This window comes from Psychrobacter maritimus (assembly GCF_029953575.1).
Classification (GTDB): Bacteria; Pseudomonadota; Gammaproteobacteria; order Pseudomonadales; family Moraxellaceae; genus Psychrobacter; species Psychrobacter maritimus.
Genome location: NZ_CP124526.1, coordinates 3,033,001 through 3,050,587 on the forward strand (window position 1 = coordinate 3,033,001; position 17,587 = coordinate 3,050,587).

21 protein-coding genes, 1 tRNA gene and 2 pseudogenes are annotated in these 17,587 nt (G+C 40.4%); 12 read left to right on the forward strand and 12 right to left on the reverse strand.

Annotation, left to right across the window (positions count from 1 at the left end; translation table 11 throughout):
- Positions 1 to 75 precede the first annotated feature (75 nt).
- Complete coding sequence (locus QJS82_RS12935) at positions 76 to 939, forward strand: DMT family transporter (protein ID WP_281490763.1); 864 nt, start codon at positions 76 to 78, stop codon at positions 937 to 939.
- A 622-nt stretch (positions 940 to 1,561) separates the two neighbouring features.
- Positions 1,562 to 1,975, forward strand: a complete 414-nt coding sequence (locus QJS82_RS12940; RefSeq protein ID WP_281490764.1) for a PaaI family thioesterase — start codon at positions 1,562 to 1,564, stop codon at positions 1,973 to 1,975.
- A gap of 63 nt (positions 1,976 to 2,038) precedes the next feature.
- Here the strand turns inward: QJS82_RS12940 and QJS82_RS13780 are convergent.
- The 4 genes and pseudogenes from QJS82_RS13780 to QJS82_RS12955 all read right to left on the reverse strand — a co-directional run.
- Positions 2,039 to 2,125 (reverse strand): annotated as a pseudogene (locus QJS82_RS13780) (transposase); the annotation flags it as partial.
- A gap of 275 nt (positions 2,126 to 2,400) precedes the next feature.
- Complete coding sequence (locus QJS82_RS12945) at positions 2,401 to 2,979, reverse strand: PepSY domain-containing protein (RefSeq protein ID WP_281490765.1); 579 nt, start codon at positions 2,977 to 2,979, stop codon at positions 2,401 to 2,403.
- A 181-nt stretch (positions 2,980 to 3,160) separates the two neighbouring features.
- The gene (locus QJS82_RS12950; protein WP_201629361.1) at positions 3,161 to 3,790 is read right to left on the reverse strand and encodes a DedA family protein; all 630 of its coding nucleotides are present in this window, start codon (positions 3,788 to 3,790) and stop codon (positions 3,161 to 3,163) included.
- A gap of 100 nt (positions 3,791 to 3,890) precedes the next feature.
- Positions 3,891 to 4,642 (reverse strand): IS5 family transposase gene (locus QJS82_RS12955; RefSeq protein ID WP_201569475.1). Its coding sequence is split into 2 segments (ribosomal slippage): positions 3,891 to 4,435 and positions 4,435 to 4,642, totalling 753 coding nucleotides; the frame shifts between segments, so codons are not numbered across the junction.
- Between the two features lie 362 nt (positions 4,643 to 5,004).
- On the opposite strand from QJS82_RS12955, the gene QJS82_RS12960 reads away from it, so the two are divergent.
- Positions 5,005 to 5,481: a CinA family protein gene (locus QJS82_RS12960; protein WP_281490766.1), complete on the forward strand. Its 477-nt coding sequence runs from the start codon at positions 5,005 to 5,007 to the stop codon at positions 5,479 to 5,481.
- Here QJS82_RS12960 and QJS82_RS12965 read toward each other — a convergent pair.
- Entirely contained in the window at positions 5,478 to 6,158 is a 681-nt protein-coding gene (locus tag QJS82_RS12965) for a DUF421 domain-containing protein (RefSeq protein WP_281490767.1), read from the reverse strand. The genes QJS82_RS12960 and QJS82_RS12965 overlap by 4 nt on opposite strands.
- Positions 6,159 to 6,543: 385 nt before the next feature.
- Here QJS82_RS12965 and QJS82_RS12970 point away from each other — a divergent pair, with 385 nt between their 5' ends.
- Together QJS82_RS12970 and QJS82_RS12975 are read left to right on the forward strand one after the other, a co-directional pair.
- Positions 6,544 to 6,867 carry a hypothetical protein gene (locus QJS82_RS12970; protein WP_011512364.1) on the forward strand — a complete coding sequence of 108 codons (324 nt, stop codon included), beginning with the start codon at positions 6,544 to 6,546 and terminating at the stop codon, positions 6,865 to 6,867.
- A 345-nt stretch (positions 6,868 to 7,212) separates the two neighbouring features.
- Positions 7,213 to 8,208, forward strand: a complete 996-nt coding sequence (locus tag QJS82_RS12975) for a phosphatase PAP2 family protein (protein ID WP_281490768.1) — start codon at positions 7,213 to 7,215, stop codon at positions 8,206 to 8,208.
- Positions 8,209 to 8,346: 138 nt separating this feature from the next.
- Here QJS82_RS12975 and QJS82_RS12980 read toward each other — a convergent pair whose 3' ends face one another.
- Entirely contained in the window at positions 8,347 to 8,622 is a 276-nt protein-coding gene (locus tag QJS82_RS12980) for a CsbD family protein (RefSeq protein WP_348651552.1), read from the reverse strand.
- Between the two features lie 293 nt (positions 8,623 to 8,915).
- On the opposite strand from QJS82_RS12980, the gene QJS82_RS13785 reads away from it, so the two are divergent.
- On the forward strand, positions 8,916 to 9,044 hold the full coding sequence (locus QJS82_RS13785) for a hypothetical protein (RefSeq protein ID WP_438656195.1): 129 nt from the start codon (positions 8,916 to 8,918) through the stop codon (positions 9,042 to 9,044).
- Positions 9,037 to 9,595: pseudogene (locus tag QJS82_RS12985) on the forward strand (IS3 family transposase); the annotation flags it as partial. The gene QJS82_RS13785 and the pseudogene QJS82_RS12985, both read left to right, overlap by 8 nt.
- Positions 9,596 to 9,720: 125 nt before the next feature.
- Here QJS82_RS12985 and QJS82_RS12990 read toward each other — a convergent pair.
- Both QJS82_RS12990 and QJS82_RS12995 read right to left on the reverse strand, forming a co-directional pair.
- Positions 9,721 to 10,185 carry a hypothetical protein gene (locus QJS82_RS12990; protein WP_281490769.1) on the reverse strand — a complete coding sequence of 155 codons (465 nt, stop codon included), beginning with the start codon at positions 10,183 to 10,185 and terminating at the stop codon, positions 9,721 to 9,723.
- Between the two features lie 131 nt (positions 10,186 to 10,316).
- Positions 10,317 to 10,577: a helix-turn-helix transcriptional regulator gene (locus QJS82_RS12995; protein ID WP_281490770.1), complete on the reverse strand. Its 261-nt coding sequence runs from the start codon at positions 10,575 to 10,577 to the stop codon at positions 10,317 to 10,319.
- A 207-nt stretch (positions 10,578 to 10,784) separates the two neighbouring features.
- On the opposite strand from QJS82_RS12995, the gene QJS82_RS13000 reads away from it, so the two are divergent.
- A complete protein-coding gene (locus tag QJS82_RS13000; protein ID WP_025651424.1) occupies positions 10,785 to 11,105 on the forward strand; it encodes an IS630 transposase-related protein in 321 nt (106 codons plus the stop codon).
- Between the two features lie 13 nt (positions 11,106 to 11,118).
- A complete protein-coding gene (locus QJS82_RS13005; RefSeq protein ID WP_281491642.1) occupies positions 11,119 to 11,622 on the forward strand; it encodes an IS630 family transposase in 504 nt (167 codons plus the stop codon).
- A 469-nt stretch (positions 11,623 to 12,091) separates the two neighbouring features.
- Here QJS82_RS13005 and QJS82_RS13010 read toward each other — a convergent pair.
- A tRNA-Ser gene (locus QJS82_RS13010) sits at positions 12,092 to 12,182 on the reverse strand.
- 146 nt (positions 12,183 to 12,328) lie between these two features.
- Between QJS82_RS13010 and QJS82_RS13015 the strand changes: the two genes are divergently transcribed.
- From QJS82_RS13015 to QJS82_RS13025, 3 genes are all read left to right on the forward strand, one after another.
- Positions 12,329 to 13,222: a DNA/RNA non-specific endonuclease gene (locus QJS82_RS13015; protein WP_281490771.1), complete on the forward strand. Its 894-nt coding sequence runs from the start codon at positions 12,329 to 12,331 to the stop codon at positions 13,220 to 13,222.
- 74 nt (positions 13,223 to 13,296) lie between these two features.
- On the forward strand, positions 13,297 to 13,560 hold the full coding sequence (locus QJS82_RS13020) for a hypothetical protein (RefSeq protein ID WP_281490772.1): 264 nt from the start codon (positions 13,297 to 13,299) through the stop codon (positions 13,558 to 13,560).
- Positions 13,561 to 13,833: 273 nt separating this feature from the next.
- A complete protein-coding gene (locus tag QJS82_RS13025; RefSeq protein ID WP_201545882.1) occupies positions 13,834 to 14,217 on the forward strand; it encodes a DUF2147 domain-containing protein in 384 nt (127 codons plus the stop codon).
- 260 nt (positions 14,218 to 14,477) lie between these two features.
- On the opposite strand, the gene QJS82_RS13030 is transcribed toward QJS82_RS13025, so the two are convergent.
- The 3 genes from QJS82_RS13030 to QJS82_RS13040 form a co-directional block, all read right to left on the reverse strand.
- Entirely contained in the window at positions 14,478 to 15,740 is a 1,263-nt protein-coding gene (locus tag QJS82_RS13030; RefSeq protein WP_281490773.1) for an ammonium transporter, read from the reverse strand.
- 83 nt (positions 15,741 to 15,823) lie between these two features.
- Positions 15,824 to 16,162: a P-II family nitrogen regulator gene (locus QJS82_RS13035; protein WP_011514651.1), complete on the reverse strand. Its 339-nt coding sequence runs from the start codon at positions 16,160 to 16,162 to the stop codon at positions 15,824 to 15,826.
- A gap of 444 nt (positions 16,163 to 16,606) precedes the next feature.
- Positions 16,607 to 17,461, reverse strand: coding sequence for a universal stress protein (locus QJS82_RS13040; protein ID WP_201563701.1), 855 nt, complete (start codon positions 17,459 to 17,461; stop codon positions 16,607 to 16,609).
- Positions 17,462 to 17,587 lie beyond the last annotated feature (126 nt).

Consider the following 17,587-nt stretch of genomic DNA (forward strand, 5'->3'; position numbering starts at 1 on the left):
CAGATCGTTAAATCAGCATGAACCCGTTGGGGTTTTAACAGTTTCTGAATTTAGAGTAGGGCGGGGAGGATAAGAATGCCAAAGATGAGTGTTGCATTTGCCATGACGCTATTGGTACTAGGAAATATCATTGCGGTCTTCTCGGATGCCTTGATAAAGGACTTGCCCTCTGAGACGGCGGTGTATCAGTTTATCCTGTTTCGTCAATTAACAGCGGTTTTAATGCTGTTGCCCTTTTGTTTAATCTATAAAAAGAGCAAGTTATTCAGTAATCTGAAATGGCACTTTGTCCGTAGTCACGTTTGGTTGTTGGGTGTGATATTCATGGTACTGTCTCTTCAAGCATTGCCCCTCGCGACTGCGAATGCTATTTTTTATGCAGCCCCTTTGTTTATATTGCCGCTAGGTTTTTTATTTTATAAAGACAGATTAACCTTTCCAACTATAGCGGTATCTATGTTAGGTTTTGCTGGTATCCTCGTTATTGTACAACCAAAACAGATTAATTTAGGGGCGGTTTTTGCGCTTATAGTGGCGGTAACCATGGCGATAAACAATCTCTTAGTTCGTAAACTTCCACAAAATCATTCTGTCTATCAAACGCTACTTTTAACCAATTTATTAGGAATCCCATTCGCGCTTGGTTTGGCTATTTGGGAGGGACAGCCATTTGACTGGCGCTCATTGATTACGGCCGCCAGTTCAAATGTATTTATTTTGATTTATGCGGGTATATGCGTACAGGTGTACCGACACATTGAAGCGTACAAAGTATCTAGTGCGGAATACTCAGGTTTAATAGGGGCGGTGGTGGTCGGAATCATATGGTTTAACGAAGTGCCAAACATAACTTTGTTAATAGGTTCTGCGCTGATTATCCTACCTTTGATATGGCTTGCTACTCTTGAATCTATGAGGTTTAGACAAAAAATTGGGTAGGATAACTATATATCTTAAAACTAAAAGCTTTCTTTAAAATCCCCTAGACTGGTGTTTGAGCGTGAGTATTTTAATTGAATGGACTGAGCTTATAGCCAGTCTTGGAACTATTGATCAAAGGGCTTTTATCAGCGTGGCTAGGGAACGCAGCATTCAGCTTGTTAGGTAATCGTCCCATGCATAACGCATTGAATTAATAGCATTAAGATGCATGGTTTGGTTTCTGTATAGGCGTAAAACCGCCATTACCCATGGGCGTTCATGATTGTAATGGTTTAATAAAATACGATTGATAGTACGATTCTTTATGTGGCACCCTTTAAGTTTGAAAAGCGCTATTAGGATAATCTTAATCAGTCAGGCATTGCTGCCTGACTCAAGTAGATCTGTCTCCGATATAGTCGGGACGGTTCACTTTCGAAGTTGAGAGTGGGATACGTGGTATGCTTTTATATCAATTATGGCTATGTCTGGTGATAGCATGCTTTTTTAGCACATCACCATGATTTTTAGCTCGTTTAAATAAATGTCTATTCTCTACATTCGACGATAGTAACAGACTACTGACCCTTGATGAGAAAGTCGGCTAGGTCATGAGAATAATTAGACTCTAGGATTATATATGTCAGCAACCAAAGAAGAGATAACTGCCTTTCTGGCATTAGAGTTTCCTCAAACCAAATGCATAGTTGAAGCAGTAGACGATAACAGTTCCATTTTATCGCATGATATTGGTAGAGATGAGTTGCGTCCAGGTGGGACCGTCTCTGGTCCTGTATTAATGAGCATTGCTGATGTCGCACTCTATGTAGCGATACTTGGTAAAATTGGTATTGTGCCTTTAACAGTAACGACGAGCCTAACCATCAATTTTTTGCGTAAACCAGCAGCAGAAGCACGTATCATTGCTAAGTGCACCTTACTAAAAGTAGGACGTACGCTAATCGTAGGCGAAGTTTCCTTGTACTCAGAAGGATCTAGCGACTTGGTTGCACATGTCGTTGGCACATACTCCATACCTCCTAAGCACGATTAAATGATTTATAAATACACACTGTTCAACACTATTTACAGTGTCGATAAAGGATTGTATGAGCTACTTTTGAAAGTCTTTGATGTCATCAAAGCTATTCATGCTACCAGCCATTTGCCCGGCCAGTTTTTTAATGTCAGATTGAGTAGTCATTGCTTATTCTCCTGTTAGTGTATTATAAGCAGTTACATTCCCTTTAGGAGAGGCTCAAAATAGCTAAATCAAATGGTTTTAGGCGCAATTTCAACAGTATATTATTGATTCAATTTTCTGTAATCATCACAGCCATCCTAATCTGCACTAACACATTTTTATAGTGGCCGCTCTAAACCAAAAGGCTCTAAGCGATATGGGGATGTCGCTTAGAGCCTTTTAGAAATCATTAGACATGGGTGTTAGCTTATTTATCAGTTCGACTTACTGTAATATTAATCATCATTATCAGCTGCTTCTACTTGGCTACGAATAATCTTACCAGTCATGCTATCGACAACCACTTTATGTACTTTAGTCCCTTTAATAATCTCAATTTTATAAGTAGGTTTGCCAAAATCCATATCAAATCCTGCTTCAATGACTTTTCCTTTCACGCTTTGGTTCGCTTTTTGTATTGCTTGGTTCAAACTGGTCTTAGACTTTTTCATCGCGTTATATTCTGCTATATCTTCTTTATCAAGTTTCTCTTGCTTATTGCTTAAAACCTTACCGCTATTGGCATCTATTTTTACTTTATATTCAGTATTATTAGCGGTAGTCTTAACCTCGTAATTGCCACCTGCTGAATGGTCATTTTGATCAAAGTCAGCGCTGACAACATCACCTTTAATGGTTTTTTTAGCAATAACAATGGCTTGCTCAAGACTGATCTTGCTTTGTGCCGCTGCTACAGCCTCACTGACTTCGGTTCTTGTAGTGGTGCTTTGCCCTACAGCGATAGCAGCGGTGCTAACACCTGCAATACTAAGTACCATAATGATAGATTTGCTTAGAGTTGATAAGTTTTTCATGATGTTATCCTTTGTCTTTGAGTGTTTTTTATGACAGATGGGTTGTGCCATCTACTGTATTTATAATTTCAGTATAGGGAAGAAAACATAGGTGAAGCGTAGCGCTGATTGAGGGTTACAGTAGCTGTGTTTTATTTAAAAAAATCATTGAAATTTGGAAGTCAAATAAATCGGTTTTGTATTAAATATTATTACTACTATGCTGATCAGACAGTCGACGTTTAATAAACCAAACAATAATAATGACTATGGCAAGCAATAAGAAAACTTTGGAGTAAGGCGCTAACATAGTCGTAATGACCTCATAATTTTTACCTAAGTAAAATCCTGCTAGGGCTAATATTGTCGTCCAAATGCTAGATCCCAAAGCCGTTAATACTAAAAAAGAGGCCATTGGCATCTTATTCATCCCTGCAGGGATGGAGATCAATGAACGAATACCAGGTACCATGCGGCCAAAAAAGACCACTTTCTTACCATGTTTATCGAACCACGCATTGGACGATAAAACATCCTCAGACTTAATAAACACGTATTTTCCGTACTTTTCAGTAAATACCATTAAGCGTTCTTTATTGAACAAAGTTCCCAGATAATAAAGAGGTAATGCACCAAGGACGCTACCAAACGTACCGGCTACTATGATTAATAGTATATTCAAATCACCTCTAGCGGCCGAAAAACCTGCTGCTGGCATAATAAGCTCAGATGGTATAGGCGGAAAAACATTTTCAGCAAACATAGCGAATAAAATGCCGACATAGCCAAACTTTGCCATGATAGCCAGCACCCACTCACTCATTTGATGCATTAATTTACCTTATCTTGTTGATGACTGATTTCTTATTATAGTGGAATAAAGCGGATTCAAATTAAAGGTAATTTGTAACAATAGTTACTAGGGCGTGTCTTCAATTCATCTTACAATGAACGAGAGTACACGCCAGATAGAGCATTGACTTAAAATTACGAGCTAACTTCTCATAGCGAGTAGCGATACTACGAAAGTGCTTAAGCCTTGCAAACATATTTTCAACAAGATGACGCAGTTTGTACAAATAGCTATCAAACTCTGGATTAGGCGCTTTAGCATTGCTTCTTTTAGGGATTATAGGGATCATGTCATGCATGTAAGCTTTATCCCTAATCGCTTGGGAATCATAGCCCTTATCAGCGATAAAGTAATCAGCTTGTCCAATCATGTCAATCAATTCACCTGCAACTTGACTGTCGTGGACGTCACCCCCAGTGATTTTAAAATTGAGCGGATATCCATCGGCATCACAGGATAGGTGTATCTTTGTAGTTGCGCCGCCACGGCTTCGTCCAATTGCTCTATCTTCACCACGCCGAGCTCCACTTGCATGCTGGTGACAGCGAACATAGCTTCCGTCTGTGAATACCCATTCCGTATCAATTTCTTTGCGTAAGCTAAAAAAAAATTCTCCCATAAGCCAGTTTTCGACCATCGATTAAAGCGACTATAAGCTGTTTTCCAAGAACACAATTCTTTAGGTATGTCACGCCAAGGCGCCCCTGTGCGTAGTTTCCACAGTATGGCTTCCATGATCTCTCGACTGTTTTGAGTTTGATAGCAGCCGTACTTTATCATCGTCGATTGCAATTGATCCCAAAGCGTATCTGTTAATGCTTTTCTTGCCATAACTTGTATTTCTCGCATCGACTCAGTAGATGCGGTATTGTAACTATTATTTATGCCTTATCCAATTGAAGACACGCCCTAATAATTATTTAGCGGTGTTCTAAAAAGTATACTGACATCAGACACAGTCATAATTGACATAATAGAATACCAAACCAAATACTTTAAAGTGATTATCGAGAAAAATAGCATGCCCTAATCTAATCAGATTACAGAACCTAAACTATTACCTATTCTACCTTTGCTAGTGCAAACCTAATTAAAAAGTACTGTTACGCAAATTCATCACGATATGAATTGAGTTTTTAATAGGAAAGGACTGTAATAGCCTTGATTGTTCTAATGTTGATATGGAGGGCGTTGTGACTAATAGCTGTGCAAAGTTGTTGGCAGATAAGCAATTGACTATAGTCTTCATTGAAAGCGCGACCGCGGGCTATCTAGCACATCGCTTTTCTATGAGTCCTTATTCAGGCGATATATTAATGGGCGGCTTGGTATGCTATGACGTTGCGATAAAAAAGAACGTGTTAAATATATCGAGCCAATTAATTGCTGAGTGTACACCTGAATCCTTAGAAGTCACCCAAGAACTGGTTAATAAGTCTAAGACAATGTTTGATGCCGACTTGCATGTCGCTTGTACAGGTTTATTAAAGCCTGGAGGCTCTGAAACGGAGGAGAAGCCTGTCGGAACGTTTTTTTATTGCATTGGTTATAAAGATGAGCTTTATGATTTTCGCAGCATCTGTCAAGGCGCGCCTGAGCAAAAGCTACGCAGCATCAATAGTCTTATTTGTAAGAGCATTATTGAGGTGGTAAACCGCCATACTGACTAATTTACAATCTTATTATTTAAAGCTTTAGCCCATCCTCTTGAAAGATGGCAGCGATTGCATTCTTCATTTGGCGCTGAAATACATTCGACATAACCGCAATGCATACAAGCATAGAGCTGACCATCCTTTATGGCTTTCGTAGCCTGAAACTCTTTAGGAAAAATGGGTAGCCCATACTGTGTGTCCTCGTGTGGAAATAACAATACACTAAACTCACCATCTGTTTCGAGCAATCCTACTTCCACTTGTCCTAAGTGACGCACACCTTGTTGGCGCATTTCAGCAAAGAACTCATCGTGCGACATTTTACCTTTCTTGACATCTTCCATTATCAGCATGCCATTTTCTACGATATAAGTAGGTTTGCCTTCTAATAACAGCTCAAAAAGCTTATGTTTTGTGCTGAACCACGTAAAAAGTCTATAGAGAAAAAGGACAAGGCTCATGATGAGCACCGCTTGGATAAGTGGGAGATCCTCTGTAAACATTGGATCACCAGCAATAGAACCAAGTGCCAAAATTATAGTTAATTCGAAAATTGAAAGTTGGCGGATGCCGCGCTTGCCTGTACTTCGTAATAACAAAATGATCAAGCAAAACATAATGGTGGTACGTATGACTATTTCTGCCGCAAAAGCCCATGTAGTGTCATAAATAAAAATACTTATCCAATCCATTTTGTTTTTCCTTGGTATATACCGTATAGCTAAATTTATAGTGCCATGTGAAGAATTGGAAATGGCTTTCCCATATCACCCAATGGCGATTGTACTATGACTTTAAATCTTAGGTGTTCATAAGAACCATATGTTCTTTAAAAAATATATGGCACACAAGCTAACAAACTCTTACCTTTCACCACGTGAAAACATTAAATTTGTCTGTTAGGTTTAACTTGTTAGTTGAGCGTTATTTTTGTTTCATAAAAGAATGACAGCAATAAATAATAAAAAGAGTAAATGGTCTGCGTTAGTACTTAAATTGGCTCAGCTCAATGACTGTATGATGGTTTCCTAGAGTTTTTTTAAATATTTCGATCTTAATTATAATAAGGATATTAAAATGAAAACATCCGTACCTACTAAGTCGCTTCAAAATAAATTATGGATAGTATTTTTGGTGAGCTTCTTTGGTCTCAGCGCTTGCAGCAGTGAAACAGAAGAGCCAGCTCCTAATACAGAATCTAGCGAAATGACACCTGTGCAAACAGCAACCGAGGCTGAAGATCAAATCCCTGCTTCCACAGAGGATGTAGAAGGTGCGGGAGGTACAGCGTACTATTCTAGTAATGGCAGTGTAGAAAATGACCAAAAGGCTGATGATACGGTTACTGTCAATGAAAATAACTCGAACTTAGATCAAACACCAGCAGATGGAGTGCAGTAAATATCAGAAAGTGCACAATCCATTAAAGATTAAAGGGTTTCTGTAAGGTTGTGATCAGCTTGAATCGCTCTGACTATATCGGTGGTTGATTTACTTAAGTCAGACAGCTATGCCTAATAGATTTAGTAACTTAAACAGAAGTTCTATCCAGAGTTTTAACTATAGTCAGTTCAAAATAAAAGCGAGACATTATAGCTGTGTGCGACTGGTATAAATTTTCCTTGCTTGCTGTTATCACAGAGGCTACGAAAAATTCATCCCAGTCGCACTGTATCGATTTTAAAGTAATTCTACTATAGAAAGTAATTACTCAGGGTTCAGAATACTCTCGGAAAAGGTTCAATAATGATATCTTTAATATCAGAAAATCAGCCATTGTTCGCCTTAGGTTTTCTGATTTTTCTGGTGGTCACTGTTTTATTGATATTGCAGTACGCGGTTATTCGTTATGGTCAGCAGCTTTTCACTCAAGCAATCCGCTGTTGGGTGAGGACAAAACGGAGTCTTGCAAAGAACAAACGTATCATTCTATTCAGAGGTAAGTATCCCAAGCTGGATGTGATAATGTCTCGGCGGTTTGATTTACGGGATTTTCATGGGCTGTCACTGACATTTCTATGGGTAGTGATAGGTTGCATGCTGGTGTTATTCATTGCATTGGCTGAAGCTGTGGCTACGTTGAATTCTATTGTTTCCATCGATTATTTTATATCGGCACAGATGAGCTTACTACGTGATTCCGACGTTGTTGGTTTTTTCGTCCCGATAACCAGCTTTGCGTCTACGCCTATTGCCGTTTTGGTGGTTTTGTTTGTTGCTGTGAATTGCTGGGTAAAGCAGCAACGCTATATAATAGTAGGGTTATTGATTGCTACTTTAGGCAGCACTGCATTTACTTCTTTGTTGAAATATTTATTTCAGCGTGAAAGGCCTGCTAATAGCTTATTAGTTGTGCAAACTTATTCGTTTCCAAGTGGTCATGCGACGACCGCTATGGCGTTATATGGATTTATCGCTTACCTACTGATTCGATTCCACCAAAATTTTGCTCAAAAAATTCGTATATTTACAATAGCGATTCTTTTTATCCTCTTGATCGGATTGAGCAGAGTTGTATTGAACCAGCATTATCTAAGCGATGTACTGGGCGGTTATCTAGTAGGTGCATTTTGGTTGACACTTGGCATCAGTATTACAGAGTGGCTAAGCGTAGAAAGTAAAATCATATGGAAAGTCGGGTGGTCAACTTCTCATGCATACATGATATGGCTGAGCGGGTTAGGCGTATTTATTTGCACGTTGATTTACGCAAAAATCTATCAATTTCCAATGTTATCCTAAGCATCGTAGTAAGCCACGATAAAGTATCAATAACACACAGCCAAAGGATCAAGTCCTAACTAAACTGACTAAAAAAGCCCGTGACCATAGTCACGGGCTTTTTACATTTTCAGGGTATGATTATTGAAGATATAATAATCAATATTTATTTTGGTTACGCCACTCAGCTACATCCCGTTCAGCATCTTCTTTTGAATGACCATAACGCTCTTGGATACGGCCAACCAATTTGTCACGGTCACCTTCGATATGGGTTAGATCGTCATCTGTTAAATCTGCCCACTTTTGTTTTACTGAACCTTTGAGCTGGTTCCATTCGCCTTTTAGTGTTTGGTTATTCATATCATTATCCATTTTTTGATTGTTTTTATACTGTTCATCCATACTTTGTTCGTTCACATCTTGATTGTCCATTATGGTTTTCCTTTTCCATTTATGAGTTTTTGAGGCAACGCATCTATACCAAGACCAAGCTCATTCATCTTTTATTTTTTTATTGATGAATGGGCTATCAGCAGTTATTAAGCTTCAAGCTGACATATCTAATATAGAGAGACACAATTGGGCTGTCTGTACAACGAATGTTTAAAGTGTTGCTGAGCTATTTTTAAGTCCGCTAATATATTATCACGATGTAAGTTGTGTCTTTGGCTAGACTGAACCGCCTCGGGATTGTCGGAGACTAAAAATTCTGAGAGAATACGACAATGAAAAGACAAACCTACACTCCTGAGATTAAAGAACCTGCTGTTCACAGCGTCAGTGGCATGTTGATTTCTACATCAGTGAAATCAGCCGTATCTGGCTGGACAGTAAATGCCGTTATGAGTGCGTAAGGTTTGGCAGCAGATGCAAGCGAACGGTTTAGAGGTTGCTCGATGTACTGTTGAGCGATTAATGAGACATTATGGCTTACAAGACATTGAGCGGCTGGGTATATACTGCTTTTATCATTAATGTATTTACACGAGTAATTGTCGGCTGGAAAGTATCTAGTCGTATGAACACTGATATAGCAGCGGTAAATCAAGCGATAGCAGACAGAAATAAGCCTAAAGAGGTGATTCATCACAGTGATCGAGGGGTTCAGTGCTTATCCATCTGCTACACCAATAAAATTGCCGAATCGAACGTTATTGCGTCTGTGGGCACCAATGGTGATTCATGCAACAATACATTGGCTAAGACGGTTAATGGGATTTATAAATCTGAGGTGTTTCATTATTTAAAGCAGAGCTGGGACGGTGTAAATGATGTTGAACTGGCAACCTTTGAATGGGTGGATTGGTTCAATAAAACCCGTTTGCATAGTACGATTGGTTATGTGTGGCCCTTTGAGTTTGAAAAGGGGTATAGTAATAATCTTAATCTGTTAGGTGAAGCTGCCTAGCTCAAGTAAATCAACCTCTGATAAAGTCGGGGCGGTTCAGTTTAGTCGTTTCTGAAGGTTGGTCTTGGTATCTTGCAAAGCGCTAAGGATAGCTAAAAACAGCTAAGGATAGCTAAATGTAGCTAGGTTAAGGTGCCTAGTAGCTGTTTGAGTCTATCGTTTTGCCACCTATCTGCCTGACTATAAATATACTCATTTATCACATATCTTGCTATATCACTTATATAGCAAAGCAAGTTAATTTCTGAGTATGCGCTAGCTGTAGTCATCCCGTTGGATTGCATATGATCTAGCTGATCGTAGATTGCGTCAGTTTGCAACCAAATACCATTAACCTCATAGTTGCTTAGCTCTTTGAGCTGGGCTGCTACAAACGATAAAATCATATCGTCGTAGTAACTCCATGAAAAAGACTTTTCTGTTTGGCGCTGATAGCAAACATCATCCCATAAGTTTTTGAGATAGCCCATATTTAATGCAGTATCAAAGTTTTGCATCCATCTGATAGTCTGTCTAGTGATCTTATCTGACAAGATTCTAGATAGCGCTGCAGAAATATTCAACGCTATTTTTTTTCTTAAATCCATAGCTATAGTCTGTATCTAACCTTTATATATGTCTAATTAAAGCTACATTGCATATAGCATGCTACTAAATTACTGGATCAAAAAGGAGGCAAAAAACAAGCCGCACTACGCGCCTTGTTTTCTGTCCTTGATCAGTGAATCCGCGCAGCCATCTTACTTTCAATCCAATCAGCCACTTCGCTTTCTACCCATGCTACACGTCCCTTTGATAGCTTTACTTGAACAGGGAATGTTGGGTCGTAACGATCAGATTTTTTATTGACCATCTCATAAATCGTATTACTGCTAAGCGCTGTATAATGCATTACCTGCTTGAGCGGTATCATGCGAGATATCTGTAAAGTGCTAGCTGTTGATACGTTTTGTTGTGTGTTCGCATTTAATAATTGCATGATTATCTCCTTTGTAAATTAATGAGAATCTTTCTTCTCATACAGTTACGGAGTCCCATATTTTTTTACGGTATCTCATGTAGTCCAGTGACTGGCCTTGTATGAAACAATAAAAGAAGGAGCTGAATGATCAGCTCCTTCTTTTATCGCATCTCTAGCCCGATGGTTTTATAGTAAAAGAAACAAAAATCCGCTACAGTATATAATATGGCATACTCAAAAGACTACCGACAACTGATCCTCAATAAGCTTGCAGAAGGCTATAGCATTCGACAACTTGCCGAGGAATATCAAATTAGCACCAACACTATTCAGCGTTGGAAAAAATTTCCTGAGCGTAAAAAACGTCAGTTTACCCCAACTAAAATAGACGATGCATTACTGAGAGCGGATGTAGAGGCTTATCCTGATGACTATCAGCACGAACGAGCTCGGCGTTTTAATTGTACTCAAAGAGCGATAGGCATTGCATTAAAACGAATCGGCATCACTCAAAAAAAAGAGCTTAACTCATCCAAAAGCAGATGATAAAAAACGTTTAATATTTCTTGAAAAGTTAGCGCAATTTGAGTTTGATGATAAGCCTATTATCTATCTTGATGAAAGTGGCTTTAAGTCTCATGAGAACAGGCCTTACGGTTACTCTAATAGAGGTAAAAAATGCTTTGGACAATACAACTGGCAGCTTAAAAACCAAACCAATGCGATAGGTGCTATTTACAATAATCAGCTGTTCGCTGTTGGACTTTATGATCGCAGTGTCAATAGTGATGTGTTCCATAGTTGGGTTGAGCAATTGCTGCTACCGAGCCTACCGAAAAGCAGTGTCATTATTATGGATAATGCAACCTTCCATAAGCGCAAAGACACAACTGAACTTATAGAAGATGCAGGGCACACTATTTTATGGCTGCCACCTTACAGTCCTGATTTGAATCCTATCGAGCAAATGTGGGCTTGGGTCAAACAAAAACGTAAAGAGTGGCGGCTAGATTGCGTTGACACACTGTTCTTTTATTTCTTATGGCTGTGTGGCGATTTATAAGTTCTTTGACTATAGCTCACTGCTGTCACGCTTTTTCGTAAGCCTTGCTCAATGCTGCTCACGTTCTGAGTGGCTAACCCATTCTGATAATTCCCTTGCTGGTCACTGTATTTATCAGGACGTGAAGGCATGCATTTTTCACTGGGTTTGAGCTTACGAATTTTGGCATCACTTAACATGTTGGTCTATTCCCTGTGGCTACAAGCTATATAAATCAAGCGATACAAAAAAAACGTTGGTCTAAAGCTGAATCATAAAGCTTTTAAATGTTGGTCTTTTTGAGGTCTAATTGAATCATAGACCAACGAATAGAATAGACCAACACAAGCTATGGGATATGTGAGTTATGTTCGGATAGATTAGGAAAACAGTAGGCATAAAAAAAACGCTAGAAGCGTTATTTATAAAGGGTTGCAGATATATATGGGAGTGTTTGGGAATAGGTAGGAAAACTGATATTTAATAAGATTGGCGGTGAAGGAGGGATTCGAACCCTCGATACGCTATGAACGTATACACACTTTCCAGGCGTGCGGTTTCAGCCACTCACCCACTTCACCGTTTTTTGCAAGACCAAGATTTTTGGCTGCCTAAGTATAGCGGATAGCATTTAAAATGTCACCACTTGCGCCGCATCTTTCTTTATTGGTAACTGCCTGCTAGGATAGCGCATACGTAATGGCAGGCATAGATGGTTGAAAGTGGCATGATAAGTTTTTTTAAAGATAAAGCACGGGTTAAAAATAACCTCATAATGGCAGTATTCACTGTCTTAATAGGGATGTCGTCTGCACAAGCGGATGACCTGAGCCAGTGTAGCCAGTCTTTTTATGGTGGCGTCTATCCTGAATTTACCAATCCTAAGCTCAGTAATAATACCCAAGCGCTATGTATGGACGGTTTTGCCGTTATGTACTCGGGCGTATCACGCACCCCGCTGTGGTCAGCAGAATATCTCGACCGCAAGCGCTTGCAGCAAGCCAAAGAGATTGACCGTGAAGACAGTTTTCATGAAGAAAGTCGCCTGCCAAAATCCATGCGCGCCAAACTGTCTGATTATTCAGGCTCCGGTTATGATCGCGGCCATTTAGCGCCCAATGGCAATATGGCCAATCGCAGCCAGCAGTATGATAGTTTTAGCCTTGCTAACATCGCACCGCAATCACCGCGTAATAATCGCTATATTTGGCGTAATATTGAGTCTGCCACGCGCTATCTAACCCAGCAATACGGTGAGGTTTACACCATTACAGGGGTGGCCTTTACCAGTAAAAAGACCAAACAACTGGCGGATCGTGTGCTGGTACCCAGTCATTTCTTTAAAGCGGTTTACATACCTGCGAGCAACCAAGCAGGCGTCTATTATGCGCCCAATGATGAATCAGAGCGTATAGAGGTGATTAGTCTTGACGAATTAACCGCCAAGATTGGCATTGATGTGTTACCGGTATTGGATGCCCAAACCAAAGCCCAAGCGTTTGATTTGCCATTAAAGGCAGGTGATAGCTCAGATTTGCCCGAAACTCCCCAAGAAGAACCGGTTTGGATGCTATTTGTCCTAGCAATCATTGACTGGCTCGTGGCACAATTGCAGGCATAAGTGGTTTAAATGTAACTAAATCCCCACAGCATTGAAAGATTGGGTAATGCGCTGTTAAGGTAAAGGAGGACGAGATGATTGATCCATTTGCAAATAATCACCAGAGTATGCAGATTGGTGATTTGGTTATTGAAAATCAAGAAGACAAAATCATTATTTATGGCGACATTAATCTGGTCTTTAATGAGGCGGGATTTGAGCAAGCACAGCAGCTACACGAGCTCACTAGTAAAATTATGCTGGCATTTGAAAACCGCAGTCAATATAGTAATTACGATGATAAGTCAAAAGAAAAAGATGACCAAGCGGATAAAATTATAGACAATCCGTTCCTGTAACTGTTTGATATGCTTTTGATTTTATAGTAATAATAAACTATAAAAAAATTACTAGGCAAAATCTAAAAATTGCTTATAATGGGTCAAGACATCGCTTATGTCGATCAAACCTTCTTTGCAAAGCTAAGCATTAATAAGATATTAATATCGGCTTTTAACTGAAACTTAGGATAGAGCTGCAAGCTTGCAATAAAAGATTGTTGATAAAAGGATAAGCGTGGGACATCAGAAACACAACGTTTCTAGTAATCATTGAATGAAGGGAGTCAATTTATGAAATTATTCGCAAAAACCACTTTAGCAGTTGCTGGCATCAGTTTAGCAAGCATGGCATTCGCCGCTGACCCATTACACAACACTACTTGGCAGACTTTTGATGAAGGCCAGCCAAAAGGCGTGGTTAAAATCACTGAGTCTAACGGCGTCCTAACGGGTAAGCTTATCAGCACGACTTCAGAAAAAGGTAAAAAGCATGTTGGCATGACGATTATCTCTGGTCTGAAAGCTGACGGTGGTGGTAAATACAGTGGCGGTACGATTACTGACCCTGAAAAAAATAAAGACTATCGCATGACTGCTAATCTAAGTGGCAGCACTTTAAAATTAAAAGGTTATATCGGTCCATTCTCACGTAGCCAAACGTGGAAAAAGAAATAAACTGCTATAATTCTGCCTTATGAAGTTTGGTTGTTAACGTAGACTAGACTTCATAGAAAGATAAAGTGTTAAAACTTTAAAGCATAAAGAATCCCGCATGACCGAAAGGTTATGCGGGATTTTTAATGGTGGCGTTTTTATCAATGATGTTTTTTTTAATGTGAAATTTCTTAATACTGATTTTATCAATGCCAATTTTATTAATGATGGTCTTACTGTGGATAAAATAGTCCTCAATAAAACCATCGTAGATAGTGGGCTTACCTTATAAACTCTGGATAGGCTTCCATACCACATTCAGCAATGTCTGCTCCTTGATATTCTTCTTCTTCAGAGATACGCAGACCTATGACAAATTTAACGATGCTCCAGACTATCAGACTACTAATAAACACCCAAGTAAAGATGGTCGCAGCACCGGCAATTTGACCGAGCAATGTAGCGGCTGGATTGGTCAGAGGGACAATTAGTAGACCGAATAAGCCTGCCACGCCATGCACCGAGATAGCGCCAACCGGATCATCAATTTTTATTTTATCTAATACTAAGATGGATAGTACAACGATGACGCCTGCCACCATTCCAAATAGCGTGGCCTGAAGCGCCGACGGGGTAGAGGGTTCGGCAGTGATAGCGACAAGACCTGCCAATGCACCATTTAAGAGCATAGTCAAATCTGCCTTACCAAAGATGATGCGCGCGATGATAAGGGCGCCGATGGCACCACCGGCAGCGGCGGCATTGGTATTTAAAAATACTACCGCAACCGCATTGGCGCTGGCAATATCGCCAAGCTTGAGCACTGAGCCGCCGTTAAAACCAAACCAGCCCATCCATAAAATAAGGGTGCCAAGTGCGGCCAAGGGTAAATTGGCCCCAGGGATAGCACGTATCTCACCATTGGGACCGTATTTACCTCTACGCGCCCCTAACAGTAATACGCCCGATAGCGCGGCAGCGGCTCCTGCCATATGGACGATACCTGAGCCAGCAAAATCAGAAAATCCCAAATCGCCAAGGCTAAATAGGCCAAACACGGCTTTACCGCCCCACGTCCAGCTACCTTCTAATGGGTAAATAACTCCGGTCATGACAACGGCAAACAGTAAAAAAGACCATAACTTCATGCGTTCAGCTACGGCACCTGAAACGATTGACATACAGGTGGCGACGAAAACCACTTGGAAGAAGAAATCAGAGGCGGCCGAATATACGGCATCGCCAGCAAAGCCATTTTCAGCTGAGGTCGCCAATGCATCTGCTACTAAAGTTTCAGTGCCAGCAATACCGCTCAAAAACAGATTGCCATCATACATAATGGCATAACCGCATATCATATACATGGTACAGGCGGTGGCAAAGAGGGCGATATTTTTGGTGAGGATTTCGACGGTGTTTTTTGAGCGTATCAATCCTGCTTCTAACATGGTGAAGCCAGCTGCCATCCACATGACCAGCGCCCCACACATTAAGAAGTAAAACGTATCTAGCGCGTACTGGAGCTCAAAGATTTGGTTTTGCATGTTAATTCCCCCTTGAATATATGCAATATAACTATCGAGATGACCTATAAATCAGTGTTTATAGATGGTCTGGCGCTTAATTATTAAATAGCGTCAGGACCTGTCTCACCCGTACGAATACGAATGACTTGCTCAAGATTGGTCACGAATATCTTGCCGTCGCCGATTTTGCCAGTACTGGCGATACGCGTAATGGCTTCGATAGCAGGTTCGACCATCTCATCCATCACCGCCACTTCGACTTTTACTTTAGGTAAAAAGTCCACCACGTACTCGGCGCCGCGATAGAGCTCGGTATGACCTTTTTGACGACCGAAACCTTTAACCTCGGTGACGGTGACGCCTTTCACACCGATGTCAGAAAGCGCTTCACGCACATCATCGAGCTTAAACGGTTTTAAGATCGCAGTGATTAGCTTCATAAAAAAATCCTTATATGGGTGATGTCGCAGGTTAATAGAGGCAGTTTGCTGCCGCATATTATTGTCATGCTTATGGTTAGCGCTTCAAGAATTGTGCCAAACCTACTCAAGGGGGTAGGTAGGTTTGCGCACATGCGCTCAAAAACACTCATCAGTATGACAAAAAATAGCGCTTATACCATAACAATAAATAGCACAGTTATTGGTATAAGTTAGAGAAATCAACCTTTAACGTTGCATGAACGAAAACTTTATTATAACCAACTTTTTAAGCACTTGGGGAGGCTATCACTTTATTTCATGTGATGATTTGATAAAAGGTGAGGGCAAAGAAACGAGGAGGCGTAACAGGAAGAGGTTACAGAGGCTTAAGCTAAATACGATAGTAAAGCGCGATGAATCACGCTTAATATTCAGCCTCTGTATTCAAATAAACGAGCGGCCTTAAGCCTTGGGGAAGAGTAAGTACGGGGTCTTGGTGCTACCAAGCAGTTTTTTGGTCTCGCTACCTTTTAGCAATTCAAGCAAACGTGGTTGCCCAAAAGCACCGGTCATTAGCAGACCAATATCATTTTTACTTTGATAATAGTTTAAGGCGGCAGTTACATCGCGGCAGTCAAGCAAGGCCTTTTTGCATTTGATGCCAGCTTGCTTAAGGCGCGCATAAGCTTCCCGCAGTGCATCGCAGTTTTCTGAATTTTCTTTGGCAACCATGACGATATGCACGGTCAATGCCCGAACAAGAGCCGTTTTACACAGCCAATTGAGCAATTTATGCGAAGTAGGGCTATTGTCAAAAGCAAATAATGCCGTGGTTGGGGGCAAAAATGGTGCATGAGTCACCAAAATGGGGCAGTGGCTTAAGCGGATAAGCTGGCTTAAGGTTGATTTGCAGGTGACATGATGACCGATGACGATTAATTGTGCCTTGTCATCGACATAATCAATACTATCACTCAGGTTTTCATGCCGATGTAATGTATAGGTTTTAAACTTATGAGGTTGCTGCTCGCAGTAAGTGGTTGCTTGGTGTAGCAGTAGCTTACCTTGGGCTTTTAGCTCGCTATTACTGAAGTGTTCTTTTGCCGTAAATTGATCGAGCAAGACATTTTCATCATCGATATTTAGGCAGCCTGAATAATCAACAGCGGCTTTTTGTTGTAAACTTGGTACGGAATGGAGCAGGCCAATGGGCGCTTGCAGACGAATAGACGCCCACATACTGGCATCCAATACGGCTTGCACATGATCGGGACAATCCAAGCAAGCAATCACGCTATCTGGCTTCAAATTACTCATAAAGGCACCACATATCTCAATAATGAAAACACAGGCCCGTTGGTTAAAGTCATCCTTTAACCAACGAGCCTGATTTTATATACCAATATAATTGCTGATGAATAAACCAAATGTCTATCTCAGCTT